Origin of the sequence: Levilactobacillus zymae DSM 19395, assembly GCF_001434115.1 — a bacterium.
GTDB classification, from domain to species: domain Bacteria; phylum Bacillota; class Bacilli; order Lactobacillales; family Lactobacillaceae; genus Levilactobacillus; species Levilactobacillus zymae.
The window spans coordinates 1-15,257 of the sequence record NZ_AZDW01000013.1; the positions used below are offsets into that span (position 1 = coordinate 1).

15 protein-coding genes are annotated in these 15,257 nt (G+C 51.9%); all 15 read left to right on the forward strand.

Going from position 1 to position 15,257, the window contains the following annotated elements; all coding sequences use genetic code 11:
- Positions 1–194: 194 nt before the first annotated feature.
- The gene (gene ftsA / locus FD38_RS01600) at positions 195–1,532 is read left to right on the forward strand and encodes a cell division protein FtsA (protein WP_057730538.1); all 1,338 of its coding nucleotides are present in this window, start codon (positions 195–197) and stop codon (positions 1,530–1,532) included.
- 21 nt (positions 1,533–1,553) lie between these two features.
- The gene (gene ftsZ / locus FD38_RS01605; protein ID WP_057730540.1) at positions 1,554–2,834 is read left to right on the forward strand and encodes a cell division protein FtsZ; all 1,281 of its coding nucleotides are present in this window, start codon (positions 1,554–1,556) and stop codon (positions 2,832–2,834) included.
- A 37-nt stretch (positions 2,835–2,871) separates the two neighbouring features.
- Entirely contained in the window at positions 2,872–3,315 is a 444-nt protein-coding gene (locus tag FD38_RS01610) for a cell division protein SepF (protein WP_057730542.1), read from the forward strand.
- 11 nt (positions 3,316–3,326) lie between these two features.
- Complete coding sequence (locus tag FD38_RS01615) at positions 3,327–3,635, forward strand: YggT family protein (RefSeq protein WP_225430755.1); 309 nt, start codon at positions 3,327–3,329, stop codon at positions 3,633–3,635.
- Positions 3,636–3,658: 23 nt separating this feature from the next.
- A complete protein-coding gene (locus FD38_RS01620; protein ID WP_057730544.1) occupies positions 3,659–4,438 on the forward strand; it encodes a YlmH family RNA-binding protein in 780 nt (259 codons plus the stop codon).
- A 19-nt stretch (positions 4,439–4,457) separates the two neighbouring features.
- Positions 4,458–5,168, forward strand: coding sequence for a DivIVA domain-containing protein (locus FD38_RS01625; RefSeq protein ID WP_057730545.1), 711 nt, complete (start codon positions 4,458–4,460; stop codon positions 5,166–5,168).
- A 350-nt stretch (positions 5,169–5,518) separates the two neighbouring features.
- The gene (gene ileS / locus FD38_RS01630) at positions 5,519–8,329 is read left to right on the forward strand and encodes an isoleucine--tRNA ligase (RefSeq protein ID WP_057730547.1); all 2,811 of its coding nucleotides are present in this window, start codon (positions 5,519–5,521) and stop codon (positions 8,327–8,329) included.
- A gap of 157 nt (positions 8,330–8,486) precedes the next feature.
- Positions 8,487–8,708, forward strand: coding sequence for a cold-shock protein (locus FD38_RS01635; RefSeq protein ID WP_057730548.1), 222 nt, complete (start codon positions 8,487–8,489; stop codon positions 8,706–8,708).
- Positions 8,709–8,711: 3 nt separating this feature from the next.
- Positions 8,712–9,254: an NUDIX domain-containing protein gene (locus FD38_RS01640; protein WP_057730550.1), complete on the forward strand. Its 543-nt coding sequence runs from the start codon at positions 8,712–8,714 to the stop codon at positions 9,252–9,254.
- An 8-nt stretch (positions 9,255–9,262) separates the two neighbouring features.
- Positions 9,263–9,577 carry a hypothetical protein gene (locus tag FD38_RS01645; protein WP_057730552.1) on the forward strand — a complete coding sequence of 105 codons (315 nt, stop codon included), beginning with the start codon at positions 9,263–9,265 and terminating at the stop codon, positions 9,575–9,577.
- 17 nt (positions 9,578–9,594) lie between these two features.
- Positions 9,595–10,287: a 5'-methylthioadenosine/adenosylhomocysteine nucleosidase gene (locus FD38_RS01650; protein WP_057730554.1), complete on the forward strand. Its 693-nt coding sequence runs from the start codon at positions 9,595–9,597 to the stop codon at positions 10,285–10,287.
- 25 nt (positions 10,288–10,312) lie between these two features.
- The gene (locus tag FD38_RS01655; protein ID WP_057730556.1) at positions 10,313–11,479 is read left to right on the forward strand and encodes a cysteine desulfurase family protein; all 1,167 of its coding nucleotides are present in this window, start codon (positions 10,313–10,315) and stop codon (positions 11,477–11,479) included.
- 1 nt (position 11,480) lies between these two features.
- The gene (locus FD38_RS01660) at positions 11,481–11,822 is read left to right on the forward strand and encodes a DUF1831 domain-containing protein (RefSeq protein ID WP_057730557.1); all 342 of its coding nucleotides are present in this window, start codon (positions 11,481–11,483) and stop codon (positions 11,820–11,822) included.
- Between the two features lie 150 nt (positions 11,823–11,972).
- On the forward strand, positions 11,973–14,063 hold the full coding sequence (locus FD38_RS01665) for a DUF262 domain-containing protein (protein ID WP_057730559.1): 2,091 nt from the start codon (positions 11,973–11,975) through the stop codon (positions 14,061–14,063).
- Positions 14,064–14,353: 290 nt separating this feature from the next.
- Positions 14,354–15,211 carry a metallophosphoesterase family protein gene (locus tag FD38_RS01670; protein ID WP_057730560.1) on the forward strand — a complete coding sequence of 286 codons (858 nt, stop codon included), beginning with the start codon at positions 14,354–14,356 and terminating at the stop codon, positions 15,209–15,211.
- Positions 15,212–15,257: the final 46 nt, after the last annotated feature.

Here is a 15,257-nt window from a genome sequence, read left to right on the forward strand (position 1 = left end):
TTTTTGAAAAACATGAAAACTGACGACTTTTTTGGAAGGTATGAATAATTCAGGTCATTTTGATTTCAGCGTCAAAAAGCGCTGATAAAGGCTTTTTCAACCCCTAGTAAATGTGGTAAACTGAAGGATAATTAGGAGAAAAAGCGAATTCATACGTGTTAATAGATTGATTAGCTTAGGAGGTTCCTTTTTCTATGGATAATTCAGGGATGTACGTAGGTCTCGATATAGGAACCACCTCAATAAAAGTCATTGTTGCTGAAAATGTTAAAGGGCAAATGAACGTTATTGGCGTGGGGAATGAACGTTCGAATGGTGTCAGTCGCGGTGTGATCGTGGACATTGACAAAGCAGCTGAAGCGATTCAGCGCGCTATTCGACAAGCCGAAGAAAAGGCTAGTATCGAAATTCACGATGTCATTGTGGGAATTCCCGCAAATATGTTAAAAATTGAAACTTGTAGCGGCATGATTGCCATTGATGATCAATCGCGGGAAATTACCGGGCGTGACGTGCGTAACGTTGCGGCGGCCGCGTTGATTCAAAGCTTACCCCCAGAGCGTGAAGTTGTAGACATCCTCGCCGATGAATTTGTCGTGGATGGGTTTGACGGCATCAAGGATCCCCGCGGAATGGTGGGCGTGCGCTTGGAACTGCACGGGACCATCTTTACGGGACCCAAGACCATCATGCATAATACTCGCAAAGCGGTCGAACAGGCCGGGTTACACTTACGAGGAACTGTGATTAATCCGATGGCCCAGGGGATGATGGTCATGAACGATGGTGAACAGGACTTTGGTACGATTCTGATCGACCTGGGGGGTGGCCAGTCGACTGCGGCGGTCATTCACGATCACCAGTTGAAATACATCGACGTCGATCAAGAGGGCGGTCAATTCATCACCAAGGATATCTCGGTGGTCTTGAACACCTCGCTGGATAGCGCCGAAAAGTTAAAACGCGATTACGGGTATGCGGATTCGACGCAGGCGAGTGACGAAGACGAATTTCCGGTCGACGTGGTCGGGCAAAGCCAGCCGACGCCGGTCTCGGAAAAATACTTAGCGGAAATCATCGAGGCCCGGTTAGACCAGATCTTCAAACGGTTACGGGCCAACTTGGATAAGGTCCAGGCGCTGGAATTACCGGGTGGCATCGTGCTGACCGGTGGGGTCGCGGCCTTACCCGGGATTACGGAATTAGCGACGGACGAGTTTGGGACCAACGTTCGGGTGTACGTTCCGGACCAGATGGGGTTACGGCACCCGTCGTTTACCCTGGCCTTAGCACTCGTCAATTACTTTGGGGGTCTCAACGAGATCGATTTACTGATTAAGAGCGCCTTAACGGGTTCCACCCAGTTAGCCGACGAAACCGACGAGATCCGGCAACGTGAAGCCGAAGCTGCTCCCCGCAGTTCCGCGCCCGAAGCGCAGCCGACGAGTCAAAGCAACGTTAAGAAACCAAAAGCCAAAAAGAACAATCGGTCCGACCGGTTCAAGAAGTTCTTTAGCGACTTCTTCGACTAATGTGAGATGGAGGAAAACACAATGGAATACTCATTAGATTCTGCTCAAAATCATGGCGCCAACATTAAAGTGATTGGCGTCGGCGGTGGGGGCAACAACGCCGTCAACCGAATGATTACGGAAGACGTCAAGGGCGTCGAATTCATCGTTGCCAACACCGACGTTCAGGCCTTGGAAGCGTCCAAGGCCGAAACCAAGATTCAACTTGGCCCGAAACTGACCCGCGGGTTAGGGGCCGGCGCCAACCCGGAAATCGGGGCTAAGGCCGCCGAAGAAAGTGAAGAAGCCATCACCGAAGCCCTGGAAGGGGCCGACATGGTGTTCGTCACCGCCGGGATGGGCGGTGGAACCGGGAACGGGGCCGCACCGATCGTGGCGAAGATCGCCAAGGAAAGTGGCGCCTTAACGGTGGGGGTCGTTACCCGACCATTTAGCTTCGAGGGTCCCCGGCGAGCTCGGTTTGCGGCCGAAGGGGTCGCGGCCATGAAGGAAAACGTCGACACGTTGATCATCATTGCCAACAACCGGTTGTTAGAAATCGTCGACAAGAAGACGCCGATGATGGAAGCCTTCCAGGAAGCCGACAACGTCTTACGTCAAGGGGTCCAAGGGATTTCCGACTTGATCACTAGCCCCGGCTACGTGAACTTGGACTTTGCCGACGTGAAGACGGTCATGAAGGATCAAGGCTCTGCGCTGATGGGGATCGGGTCGGCCAACGGTGAAAACCGGACGGAAGACGCGACCAAGAAGGCCATTTCCTCACCATTGTTGGAAGTGTCCATCGACGGTGCCGAACAAGTGCTGTTAAACATCACCGGGGGTCCCGACCTGTCCTTGTTTGAAGCCCAAGCCGCTTCACAGATTGTGTCCGATGCGGCCACTAGTGACGTCAACATTATCTTCGGGACGTCCATCGACGAAGACCTAGGCGACGAAGTTCGGGTCACGGTGATTGCCACCGGGATCGACAAGAAACGCGAAGAAAAAGAAGCGGCCCGTAGTCGGGTTGCTCGGCGGGCTAGTCAACCTAACGGTAGTGCGGCGGGTCAAGCGTCGCAACCGACGACGCGTTCGAACGCTCCAGCCAACGATGACGCCAAGGCGGATCCGTTTGGCAACTGGGATATTCGCGAACCCGCGCACCGGCCAGAACCCAAGCAAAAGTCGAACAACGACGAATTTGCCGGGGTCGACAAGCCAGATTTTAATATTTTCAACCCAAGTTCCAATCAGAGTTCGGCAGCGGACGACGATCAGGGCGAGGACACGCCACCGTTCTTCAAGCGGCGGCGGAAGTAACCTGCTCGTTAAGCCGTTGTGAGAGGAGTGACCAACTATGGCGGATAAGTTTAGTCTAAGCAAATTTTTCGGCATGAACGATGATTACGACGAAGACTATCAGGACCCCAGTCCGGTGACTCAGCAACAACAGCCACAAGCAAAATCGACGGTCCCTCAACGGCCCGTCGATACTCGGAAGGTGGTTGCCATGCGGTCGGCAAAACCAAATTCAAGCCACATTGCCATTTGTGAACCACGCATCTATTCGGACGCCAAGGGCATTGCTAAGCAGATTACCACGGGTGACGCGGTGATCGTTAACTTTGCTCGCGTCGACGAGGCGCAGGCCCAGCGGATCGTGGATTTTCTCAACGGGACGGCCTTTGCGGTCGGTGGTGAAATCAAGCGAATTGGTGAACAGATTTTTCTGTGTACGCCACATAATTTCGAGGTCAGTGGCGACGTCGCGGCGAACCTCGGAACGCAATTTACGTCATAAGGAGCGGTGCTGTGATTACAACTGGAGTCAGTTTAGCGGTCATTAACTTGGTGGCGCTGATCTTTAAAATTTTGAACTGGCTAGTGGGGGCCTACGTCTTATTGATCGTGGTTTACGCCCTACTTAGCTGGTTACCAGGCGGGTATCAGTCTCGCTTCGGCCAAATCATTGGTCGGTTAGTCGAACCATTCTTAAGTTATTTTAACTTTATTGCTATTGGACCCTTGGGGTTTGGCCCGGTCGTGGCCATCATCGTGTTAACGGTGGTGCAGTACGGCCTCCAAGCCCTCGAGGAGTTCATTTTGCGGCTGCTGCTATAGGGCCACGAGAGGAGTGAACGGCCGTGGATGAGAATATCACGCAACATTTTCGGCCGGAGGAAGCCCCGTTTATCGATGCGGTCGGCAACTGGTTACAACAGGTGCAAGACGAGTATCGACCGGTTTTGACCCACTTCCTGAATCCCCGCCAGGTCTATGTCGCCACCACGCTGGCGCGACGGGCCGATATCCCGGTGCGGTTCAGTGGGGGCTTTGCCGCGGCAGAAATGCAGCGGGCGCTCTTTTATCCGGATTATTACACCCCCGAAGCTCAAGACTTCGAGCTCACGCTGTTACGCGTGGATTACCCGGTCAAGTTCGCCACGCTACATCACAGTCAGATCCTGGGAACCTTGTTGGGATCGGGCATCGAACGCGAAATTATTGGGGACATTATCACAGACGGTCAGACTTGGCAGTTGGTTACCGAAACCAATATGGCCGATTATTTAACGGGTCAGGTCGAGCGAATTGGGCGGGTCAAGGCCCGGTTAGTCACGACGACCTGGGACGCGTTAGTCCAACGAGAAGACGAATGGGAACCGGAAGCGGCGACCCTGTCGTCGTTACGGTTGGATAGCATCGTCGGGACGGGTTTTCATTTATCCCGTCACCGGGCCAAGGAACTGATTGAAGCCGGTCGGGTCCGGGTCAACTGGGCGGATACCGAGAAACCCGACTACGAATTAGCCGTGGCGGATCTGGTTTCCGTGCGGGGGTTCGGGCGCATTCGCCTCGATGAGGTGGGTGGCCGAACCAAAAAAGAAAAAATTCGGGTTATCCTAGCGGTGCTGAAGAAATAGATGCGGAGGGAACGTACAGATGGTACTAAGTCCATTAGATATTCATAATAAAGAATTCGGAACGAAAATGCGGGGTTACAACGTTGATGAGGTCAATGATTTCTTAGATCAAGTGATCAAGGATTACCAAATCACGTTGAATCACAATAAGGAATTAGAAGAACAATTAGATGCGGCCAACGAAAAATTAAAGTACTTTAACGACTTAAAGGATTCGTTGAACCAATCGATCTTGGTGGCGCAAGAAGCGGCCGACAAGGTGAAGGCTAATTCACAAAAGGAATCTGAAATTATTATTCGTGAGGCCCAAAAGCAAAGTTCCGACATCGTTTCTGAAGCAACGAATAAGGGTAACCAGATTATGGACGAAGCCTCAAAACGGGCCAAGAAGTTGGCCGTGGAGACCGACGACTTGAAGAAGAGTACCCGGGTCTTCCGGCAACGGCTCCAAGTCATGTTAGAAAGTCAATTAGAAGTGGTCAAGTCCAACGACTGGGACGACCTGTTGAAGGAAGGCTCGATGTCGAGCTATGAGGAAATCAAGAAGGTCGTGGGTGACCGACTTGACAACGCCACGGAACAAGGCGTACACTCGGAAGCACCACAAGATGATGACGGTACCACCCAAGTGGCCGAGACACCGGTCACGGACACGGGTGATGCGAGTCAAGAAACCGTGGTCATCTTCCCGGATAACGATCAAGACCATTACGACCAAAAAACTAAGTAAAACGACCAGCATAGAGAACCACAACGAGACGGTAAACGACGATAGCGACCTAGGGACGGTGAAAGCCTAGGAAGTCAGCGACCCGTAGCGTGATCAGTCTCTGAAGCTCTAGAACTGAAGTCAGTAAGTTCTAGCGGGTACCCCCGTTACGGGTTTGAGGGAAGGTGGCAAACACCTTCTAAAATTGGGTGGTACCACGAACGACTTCGTCCCTTGCGACGGGGTCGTTTTTTGCGTGGTTGAGAATTAAAATTTTCCGGTCAGTCGACCGGTGAGCTGAGGTTGCGTCCACAACTTGAGCTCACCGGTTGACTGACCGAGGAGATTAAACACAAGGAGGAATCACTGGTATGCGAGTGAAAGACACGCTGAACTTGGGTAAAACCAAGTTTAAAATGCGGGGCAACTTACCGGTCAAGGAAGTTGACCGGCAAAAGGCCTGGGCAGATAACAAATTGTATCAAGCCCGCCAGAAATTAAACGAAGGGAAACCGACCTTTATTCTACACGATGGGCCACCGTACGCGAACGGACCGATCCACATGGGCCACGCGATGAACAAGATTTCTAAGGACATCATCGTGCGTTACAAGTCCATGAACGGCTTCCGCGCGCCTTACGTTCCCGGCTGGGATACGCACGGTCTGCCAATTGAACAACAATTGACCAAGGCCGGTTACGACCGCAAGAAGATGTCGACTTCCGCGTTCCGGGACCTGTGTCGCGAATACGCCTTAAAGCAGGTCGACCAACAACGGGAAGGCTTCAAGCGCTTGGGCGTTTCGGCCGACTGGGACAATCCTTACCTGACGTTGAAGCCAGAATTCGAAGCCGCAGAAGTGCGGGTCTTCGGCAAGATGGCCGAACGGGGCTTGATTTACCGGGGTAAGAAGCCGGTTTACTGGTCTTGGTCCTCCGAATCGGCCATGGCCGAAGCCGAAGTGGAATACCACGACGTGACGTCACCATCCGCGTTCTTCGCCGAAGAAGTGGTTGACGGCAAGGGCGTCTTAGACACCAACACGTACTTCGTGGTTTGGACCACGACGCCGTGGACCGTGCCCGCTTCCGAAGGGGTCACCCTTGACGCCGGTATTGAATATGCCGTGGTCAAGCCCGCTAACGACGACCGGCAATTCGTCCTGGCCAGCACGCTGGTCGCCGAAAATGCCGAACGCTTTGGTTGGGAAGACGTGCAAGTGGTCAAGACCGTGCTCGGAAAAGACCTGGAAAACATCACGGCCCAACATCCGTTCATCGCCGACCGTAAATTAGTGATCATGTTAGGGGACTTCGTGACGACCGAATCCGGGACTGGTCTGGTCCACACGGCGCCTGGTTTAGGGGAAGACGACTTTAACGTCGGTGCCCTTTACCACTTACCGGTTCTGGTTCCCGTGGACGACAAGGGGTACATGACCGAAGAAGCCGGTCCCGATTTCAAGGGCGTATTCTACGAAGATGCCAACCAAATCGCTTTGGACAAGCTGAAGGAAAACAACGCCTTACTGAAGTACATGCCGTACGAACACAGTTACCCGTTTGACTGGCGGACCAAGAAGCCGGTCATCTTCCGGGCAACGCCGCAGTGGTTCGCTTCCGTGGACAAGGTTCGTGACGAAATCCTGGCCAGTTTAAAGGACGTTTCCTTTAAGCCGGACTGGGGGCAACGTCGCTTGGCCAACATGATTAAGGACCGTGGCGACTGGGTCATCTCTCGGCAACGGGTCTGGGGTGTGCCACTACCGATCTTCTACGCTGAAGACGGCACGGCCATCTTAGAAACGGAAACGATCAACCACGTGGCCGACTTGTTTGCCAAGTACGGCTCCAACGTCTGGTTCGACCGCGATGCCAAGGACCTGTTACCGGACGGGTACACCAACGAACACTCGCCCCACGGTGAATTCACCAAGGAAACCGACATCATGGACGTGTGGTTCGATTCGGGGACTTCCCACCAAGGGGTCTTGGCCGAACGCGACGATTTGGTCTACCCGGCCGACCTGTACCTGGAAGGGTCCGACCAATACCGGGGTTGGTTCAACTCCAGTTTGATCACCAGCGTGGCCGCCGAAGGTCAGGCGCCGTATAAGCAGGTCGTGTCCCAAGGGTTTACCCTGGATAAGGACGGTCACAAGATGTCCAAGTCCTTAGGGAACACGATTGCGCCGAGTGAAATCATCCAGAAGATGGGGGCCGACATCGTGCGTCTGTGGGTCACGTCCGTGGATACTTCCGCCGACGTGCGGGTGTCGACCGAAGCCTTCGTCAAGATTTCCGACAGCTACAAGAAGTTACGGAACACCATGCGGTACTTACTGGCCAACACCAGTGACTTCGATCCGCAGACCGATACGGTCGCCGTCAATGACTTACAGGCCGTGGACCGGCACATGCTTTATCGGTTGAACGAGTTCGTTAAGGACGTCAAGGCCGACTACGACGACTACAACTTCTTGAACATTTACAAGGAATTGATGAACTTCGTGATCACCGAATTGTCCGCCTTCTACCTGGACTTTGCCAAGGATGTTTTGTACATCGAATCCGCTAACAGTCCGGTCCGGCGCTCGATGCAAACGATCTTCTACCAGATTGCCGTGACGTTGACCAAGTTGTTGACGCCAATCCTGCCTCACACCACCGAAGAAATCTGGACCTTCTTGAAGGAACCGGAAGACTTCGTTCAGTTGGCGGAAATGCCGGCTGTCTTGGACTTACCGGACACTAACGAAGTTGAAGACCAAGGTGAAACGTCGGCTTGGGACCGCTTCATGACGGTTCGAAGCGACGTGTTGAAGGCTTTGGAAGAAGCCCGGAACGCCAAGCTGATCGGGAAGGCCGCCGAAGCTCACTTGGATCTTTACGTGAGTGCCGACGTGCAAACGCTATTTGACCAACTTGACGTGAACGTTCAACAAATCCTGTTGGTTTCTGGGTTAGACGTCAAAGCCTACGACCAAAAACCGGCTGATGCGTTAGACTTCGGTAACGTGGCCATTGTGGTCACCCCAGCCGAGGGCGACGAGTGTCAACGGTGCCGGTTGATCAAGACCGACGTGGGTAGTGATACCGCTTATCCGCACTTCTGTGCGCGGTGTGCCGCCATCGTCCGGAAGGATTTCCCGGAAACGGCCACGGATGGGTTTGACGAATAGGCCTAAACGTTAACTAATCATTAAAGATTCTCCGAAAACGGGCGACTAGCGCGATGAGCGCGGGTCGTCCGTTTTGGCGTCGCAACGCCTGGTTTGCGGGGGCCTGCGAAAACGGGTATAATCTGCTTGTATATCTAGACGGGAGGGAAACCAGCGTATGTTAACCGGTACGGTAAAAAGTTATAGTGAACAACGGGGCTTCGGCTTCATCACCACGCCCGCAGACGGCGACGTCTTTGTGTACTACACGGGCATTTTAGGCGACGGCTTTCGGAAATTAGAAGCGGGTCAGACCGTTCAATTTGTGATTGTGCAGGGCCAACGGGGACCGCAGGCGGCCAAAGTCACGCCGGTCGTCACCGCAGATCAGGAGGCGTAGGGCATGGACTTAGAAGAACACGTTGAATCCTCCGAAACGTTATACGACGGGGTAATCGTGCGCTTAGAACGCCAACAAGTGCGTCTGCCTAACGGTGAAGCGGCGACCCGGGAGATCGTGCGGCACGTGGGCGCCGTGGGGATTTTAGCCCTACCGGACCCCGACCACATGATTTTGGAACGGCAATGGCGCGCGCCCATCGCCAAGGCAACGTTGGAGATTCCGGCGGGCAAACTCGATAGTCGCGATGCCGACAACATCGAACACGCGGTCCGGCGGGAATTAAATGAAGAGATTCGGTATGAACCGGGAACGTTGAAGCGCATCACCGGGTTTTATTCGAGCGTCGGGTTTTCCGATGAATACATGACGCTCTTTTTGGCGACTGACTTAAAGCCGGTGACCACGGAACTGCCCCGCGACCAGGGCGAAAACTTGGAACTGTTGACGGTCACGAAAGCGGAGGCGCAAGCCATGATTGACCGCGGGGAGATCGAAGACGCCAAGACCATTACGGCCATCTATTACTGGCTCTTACAAAAGTAGGTGACGGGATGCGAAACGATTGGCAATCTGATGATGATCAGCCCAAAACCCGGGCGGATTATCGGCGCGAACAGGAACAAGCGGAGCGGGAAGCTAACGAGCGGGACCGGCAGCGCAATGCCGCGGAACGTAAATCTGCCCGTAACCAACCGGCCGATGATTTAGACCCCGACGCCGACCCTAACTCGGCGACCGGGCCGTTGGACGACCACACGCCGCAGGCCAAGCAACGGCGGTTAGGTCGGCGCCTGAACTGGGCGATTTTTTGGCTCGCGGTGCTGATTGTGGCCGTGTATTTAATCTTATTTTTCGTAGAATTTTAGAGGAGTGACTCACCAAAATGACATTCGGCGTAATTTGTGCCATGGAAGAAGAAATCAAAGAACTTAAACTGGCCCTGCAAGACGAACAAACCACCAATATTCACGGGGTGGAATTCTACCAGGGAACCATTCACGACCAAAGCGTCGTTCTGGTTCGTTCCGGAATTGGGAAAGTTGAAGCCGGTTTGACCACGGCTTTACTGATCACCCAATTCAACGTGGACGTGGTGATCAACTCTGGGTCGGCAGGGGCTTTAGCGGCCGGCTTAAAGATCGGTGACGTGGTCATTTCGACCGAAACGGCCTATCACGATGCCGATGCGCGGGCCTTTGGCTACGAATACGGCCAACTGCCCCAACAACCAGCCCGGTTCGCGGCTTCCAAAGAATGGGGCGCCAAGATTGCGGCGGCGGCCAGCCAAACCGGCCTGACTACCAAGCAGGGCTTGATCGTGTCCGGCGACCAATTCTTAAACGGTCCGGCGGCCACTAAGCCCATTTTGGAACACTTCCCCGACGCACTTTCCGGTGAAATGGAAGGGGCAGCGGTGGGACAAGTGGCCCATCAATTTGACGTTCCTTACGTGGTCGTGCGGGCGATGTCCGACACGGCGGATAACAATTCCGGGGTCGATTTTGACGACTTCATCATCGACGCTGGTCGGCAGTCGGCGCAGATGTTATTAGCGCTCTTTGCCGCACAACAGTAACCATAGTTTCTAGGAGGTTTTGGGAGTGAAGGAGATTTACTTGGACAACGCGGCCACCACGCCCTTGTCACCAGCCGTTTTAGCGGAGATGACGGACAAGATGACCCACGTCTTCGGCAACGCGTCGACCCTGTATGGTTTAGGACGCGAAGCCCATACGATCATGGAAAACAGTCGGCAGGTGATTGCGGATAGCATTCACGCGGCCAGCGATGAAGAGATTGTCTTCACCAGTGGCGGGAGTGAAAGTGACAATACCGCCATCACCCAAACGGCTCACGCCCGTCAAGCGTTGGGCAAACACATCATTACCACGGCTATCGAACACAAGGCCATCTTAGAACCACTTAAGGCCTTGGAACAAGAAGGGTTCGAGGTCACGTATTTACCCGTCGATCAGCACGGCCGGATCAGTCTGGACGACTTCAAGGCGGCCCTGCGCGACGACACGATCCTGGTGTCCATCATGATGGGCAATAACGAGGTCGGCAGTCGGATGCCCATCCACGAGATCGGTGACATCTTGAAGGACCACCAAGCGTGGTTCCACACCGATGCCGTGCAGGCGTACGGTCTGTTAGACATCGACGTGCAACGCGACCACATCGACCTGTTGTCGACGTCGGCGCATAAGATCAACGGCCCCAAGATGATGGGCTTCCTGTACCGGCGCGAGGGTATCAACTTCCCAAGTCTGATCAAGGGCGGCGACCAGGAAGAAAAGCGCCGGGCTGGAACCGAAAACGTGCCCGCCTTGGCCGGTTTTGCCACGGCCGTTCAGGCGTTGACGCCCGAAGTGAAGGCTCAACGGCAGACCAAGTACCACGACTTTAAGCAACACGTGGTCGACGGGTTGACTCAAAATGGTATCGACTTTGAGGTCAACGGGTCGCTGACCGGTGAAAACCTGAACCACGTGCTGAACATTTGGATCAAGGGCGTGTCGACCTACGTGATGCAGACCAACCTCGACTTGGCGGGTATCGCGGTGTCCGGCGGGTCTGCCTGCACGGCCGGGTCCATCGAGCCGTCGCACGTGCTGACGGCGATGTTTGGGGCCGATAGTCCGCGGATCAGTGAGTCGATTCGCTTGTCGTTCGGGGCCTACACCACCATGGCGGATCTGGACGCCTTTATTACCGCCGTGACTAAGATTGTGACGCGTTTAAAGCATACCAGTGAGGTGAAGTAGCGTGTTATTTGAAAAGCAGATGCAAATTGACGGGGATACCGACGTCTACGAACTCGACCCCAACATTAAAGCGTACGCCTTAAAGGACGTGGGGTTCCAGGTGTCTAATGCCGGGAACTATACCCTGGAACGGTCGGTCGATCCGACCTCACCGTACAACAAGAACCAGATGTTGAAGGTGACGATTGCCAAGGACCTGTCCGGTTTTAAGATGGCAACGACTAATGCTTCGGGGAACCGGCGCTTGAACATCTTCAAGGGCCCGCACGCCGAGGGGAACGTCGAGCAGTATCACTTTATCATGCAAAATTTGATCGACCGGGAAATCTTGCGGAAGAAATAACCGGTCACATAAACGAATCAATAAAGGCTCTTTTATCTAAGGATAAGAGGGTTTTTATTTTGACATGTTTTATCTGATAATTGACGGAGTGTCGTATAATTGTAAGAGAAAACAGACGGTACTTGGTAAATGTAAAGGAAGGTTGTTGTTATGCAAGGTAGCCCCAAAATGATTATACGAATCATACATAACGAAGATAAAATCTATATTCCTCTTTATCAGCGACGCTATAGTTGGGGAACGGACCAAGTTCAACGGTTGGTTGAAGATATTCTTATGGCGGAACAACGAGGACTTGATAAGTATTTTGTCGGTAGCTTAATTTTGGATTTAACGACAACGGATGCGGTTGCCGTTATTGATGGACAACAACGATTGACGACAATATCGTTATTTTTAATAGCATTACGAGATTTAATGGCGGTAACTGATGAGCGACAAGCAAGGATAATCAATGATAAGTATCTCGTTGATCCTTACGATGAAGAAACTGGCTATCATAATCGTTTAAAACCAGTTGACGGGGATGAACAGCAGTATATTGATGTTCTTTTGCATGGTGATCAGGCAAAGCCATCGTTATTTAAGCTAAACTATCAGTATTTTAAGAATGCTGTTCAAAGTGGTGTGCTCTCAGTTGAAGACTGGTTAAATTTATTACAAACGAAATTACAAGCGATGGTGATTACAGTTCAACCAGGAGATGATGCCCAACTTATCTTTGAAAGTCTTAACTCGACTGGGTTAGGGTTAACTGAGTCAGATAAAATTAGAAATTATCTATTAATGGGCTTAGAACGTGATGCTCAAACGCAAGCTTTTGAAGTTTGGAAATCAATTGAAAGATTAGTTCATCGTGAAAATATCTCGAATTTTTATCGACATTACTTAACATCGTTGGCAACTTCATCGAAGCCAGTGAAGAAGAATGATATCTATGATAATTATCGGCAGGAGATTGGACTCCATCCTAATTTTGACCGTTATACGGAATTGTTAGAAGAAGAAAAGGTTGCCAAAATTTATGCTAAAATTCAGTTTCCGCAAGAGTATCAGTTTACAGATCAGACTACGCAACGATTATTGATTAGATTATCTCATTTACATATGGATGTGATGATGCCGTATTTCCTACAAATTTTTAATTTGTACGAAAAGCAAAAACTATCGCTTAATGGATTAAATGAAGTTCTGAAAACAGTTTTAGGCTATCTTGCAAGACGACTATTTGTCGGTATTCCAAGTACAGGATTAAATAACTTTTTTACGACTTTGAATCGTCAAGTACAGCGTCTAACGAAAAATAACGATATTAATTATCCACGAGCATTAGAAGTGGTATTAACACACAAGGTTAAAGAAAATAAGATTTTTCCGTCTAATGCAATGCTAATGGATGCACTGACATCTAAGGATTACTATCATATTAGAACAGAATCTTTCTGGTTTATTATGGATGAACTGAATAATTGGCGTGGAGAAACGCAAATGTTATTTGAGCGAGCTGAGAATGGCGATTTTTCAATTGAGCATATTTTGCCGCAGACGTTAAGCCGAAGCTGGCAACAAAACTTAGGAGAAAATTGGCATGATGTTCAGGTTACCTGGACTAACCGACTCGCTAATTTAACATTAACAGGTTTTAATTCACAGATGAGTAACCATAGTTTTCGTGATAAGCGAGATGCTCCTAATGGTTACAGAGATTCTGGGATAAAATTAAATCAGACCTTGGTTGGAATGGATGAGTGGAATGAAAATTCGTTAAAACAGCGACAATTTGATTTATATCAACGAGCACTTAAGGTTTGGCCATTGCCGAGTGTTGCCGATGTTGAGGTAGATGCGGGTGAGTGGGTAAGTTTAGCGGATATTGATCCAAAGGGAGAGAAACCAATAACGTTTAGTTTTAAGGAGCAAAGGGATGTTTCGATTAAGAGTTGGAAAGAACTTTATGATCGAATTGTTAATATATTGTGGTTGGATAATCCACCAATATTCTATAAATTAGCCAATGATGATGCGGAATGGTTAGTAAAATATAATCATGAGGTAAGTGATTCAATTCAGTATCGTCAGTTAGATAATGCAGATCAACATCAGGGGTTAAGTGTTTATTCCGGCGGTGCATCGGCTCAGGATCGGAAAAGGCATATTCAACGTTTTCTAACAGCAAGCAATGATTCATTAGAGAGTGTCCAAGTGAAGTTGAATAAGGGATTAGCTTTGCATGAAAAATAGTATCGTTTGTGTTTTTTAGTTGGTGTGATGCGGGCAACGTTGCCTTTAAAGTACTGTAGGCTTAAATGCACAGTGTACAGCCTGGAGGCGAGCAGGGGCTCAGCCAGCGAAATTGTGGTTAGTCAGTGTACCTTGCTGACTTACCACAAGGCCGAGTTTTGAAACTCGCGGGTCTAGCGAGGTTCAAAATCGTGCCCGCAGGCGTTCCAGCCCCTGAGCGCCGGAAGGCGACCAGCTTTATCCCAATCAGCATTATACGTAGTAGTTTTTCAAGAAGGTGAAGAGAGTTTATGGCAAAAATTGCAGTGATTTCGGACGTGCACGGTAACGTCACGGCGCTTCGGGCGGTCCTCGCCGATGCCCGGGCGGCCGGATGTACGGCGTATTGGTTCCTCGGGGACCTGTTCTTCCCGGGACCGGGCGCCCACGACCTGTTAACGATCCTCGACGCCCTACCCATCACGACCTACGTGCGGGGCAACTGGGAAGATATTCTGTTCGCAACGGTCGACGGGGCCATCGACAGAGATGACCCGATTGACGTTTACGCCACCATTCTGGGGCACTACGTCTGGACGCACCTAACGCCAAGCGACCACCACCGGTTGCGGGCCTTGCCGATGGTCCAACGGCGCACCGTCAACGGCTTGACCTACCAGCTGACCCACAACCAACTGACCAAGAATTTCGGTCACACGCTGATGCCGGCACAGGACCAAGCGGCCTTTGACCAACTGGCGGCCGGTCCCGCCGACGTCTTCTTATACGGCCACACCCATCATCAGCTGGTGCGGCAGAGTAGCGCCGGCCAACTGATCATTAATCCGGGGACCGTGGGGATGCCCTTCACTCAGTGGGCAGCCTTTGCCAAGGACTTACGGGCCCAGTACGCGATTCTGACCACCCACGACTTTGACGCGCCCACCGTGGATTTACGCCGGGTGGCTTACGACGCCGAGGCCGAGCTGGCCTTAGCCCAAGCGGCGCAATTGCCGTACCTCGACTTGTATACGGCCCAGCTCCACACCGGGGTGGTGCGGACCCACGACCGGCCGGGGTTAGCGGCGGCGACCCAACGACACGGGTACCAAGCCGAGTTTGCCCGGTTATGCGCCCAATTTCCGGCTAGCGGGCACGCTCAGGACTAGGCCGGCCGCCGGTTGATTGAAAAGAAACACCAGGCTTGCAATCTGG

What these genes read in the sequence shown, in the direction of transcription:
- ftsA (WP_057730538.1), top strand. Translation starts at nt 195, where the DNA reads ATGGATAATTCAGGGATGTACGTAGGTCTCGATATAGGAACCACCTCA.
- ftsZ (WP_057730540.1), top strand. Translation starts at nt 1,554, where the DNA reads ATGGAATACTCATTAGATTCTGCTCAAAATCATGGCGCCAACATTAAA.
- FD38_RS01610 (WP_057730542.1), top strand. Translation starts at nt 2,872, where the DNA reads ATGGCGGATAAGTTTAGTCTAAGCAAATTTTTCGGCATGAACGATGAT.
- FD38_RS01625 (WP_057730545.1), top strand. Translation starts at nt 4,458, where the DNA reads ATGGTACTAAGTCCATTAGATATTCATAATAAAGAATTCGGAACGAAA.
- ileS (WP_057730547.1), top strand. Translation starts at nt 5,519, where the DNA reads ATGCGAGTGAAAGACACGCTGAACTTGGGTAAAACCAAGTTTAAAATG.
- FD38_RS01635 (WP_057730548.1), top strand. Translation starts at nt 8,487, where the DNA reads ATGTTAACCGGTACGGTAAAAAGTTATAGTGAACAACGGGGCTTCGGC.
- FD38_RS01640 (WP_057730550.1), top strand. Translation starts at nt 8,712, where the DNA reads ATGGACTTAGAAGAACACGTTGAATCCTCCGAAACGTTATACGACGGG.
- FD38_RS01645 (WP_057730552.1), top strand. Translation starts at nt 9,263, where the DNA reads ATGCGAAACGATTGGCAATCTGATGATGATCAGCCCAAAACCCGGGCG.
- FD38_RS01650 (WP_057730554.1), top strand. Translation starts at nt 9,595, where the DNA reads ATGACATTCGGCGTAATTTGTGCCATGGAAGAAGAAATCAAAGAACTT.
- FD38_RS01665 (WP_057730559.1), top strand. Translation starts at nt 11,973, where the DNA reads ATGCAAGGTAGCCCCAAAATGATTATACGAATCATACATAACGAAGAT.
- FD38_RS01670 (WP_057730560.1), top strand. Translation starts at nt 14,354, where the DNA reads ATGGCAAAAATTGCAGTGATTTCGGACGTGCACGGTAACGTCACGGCG.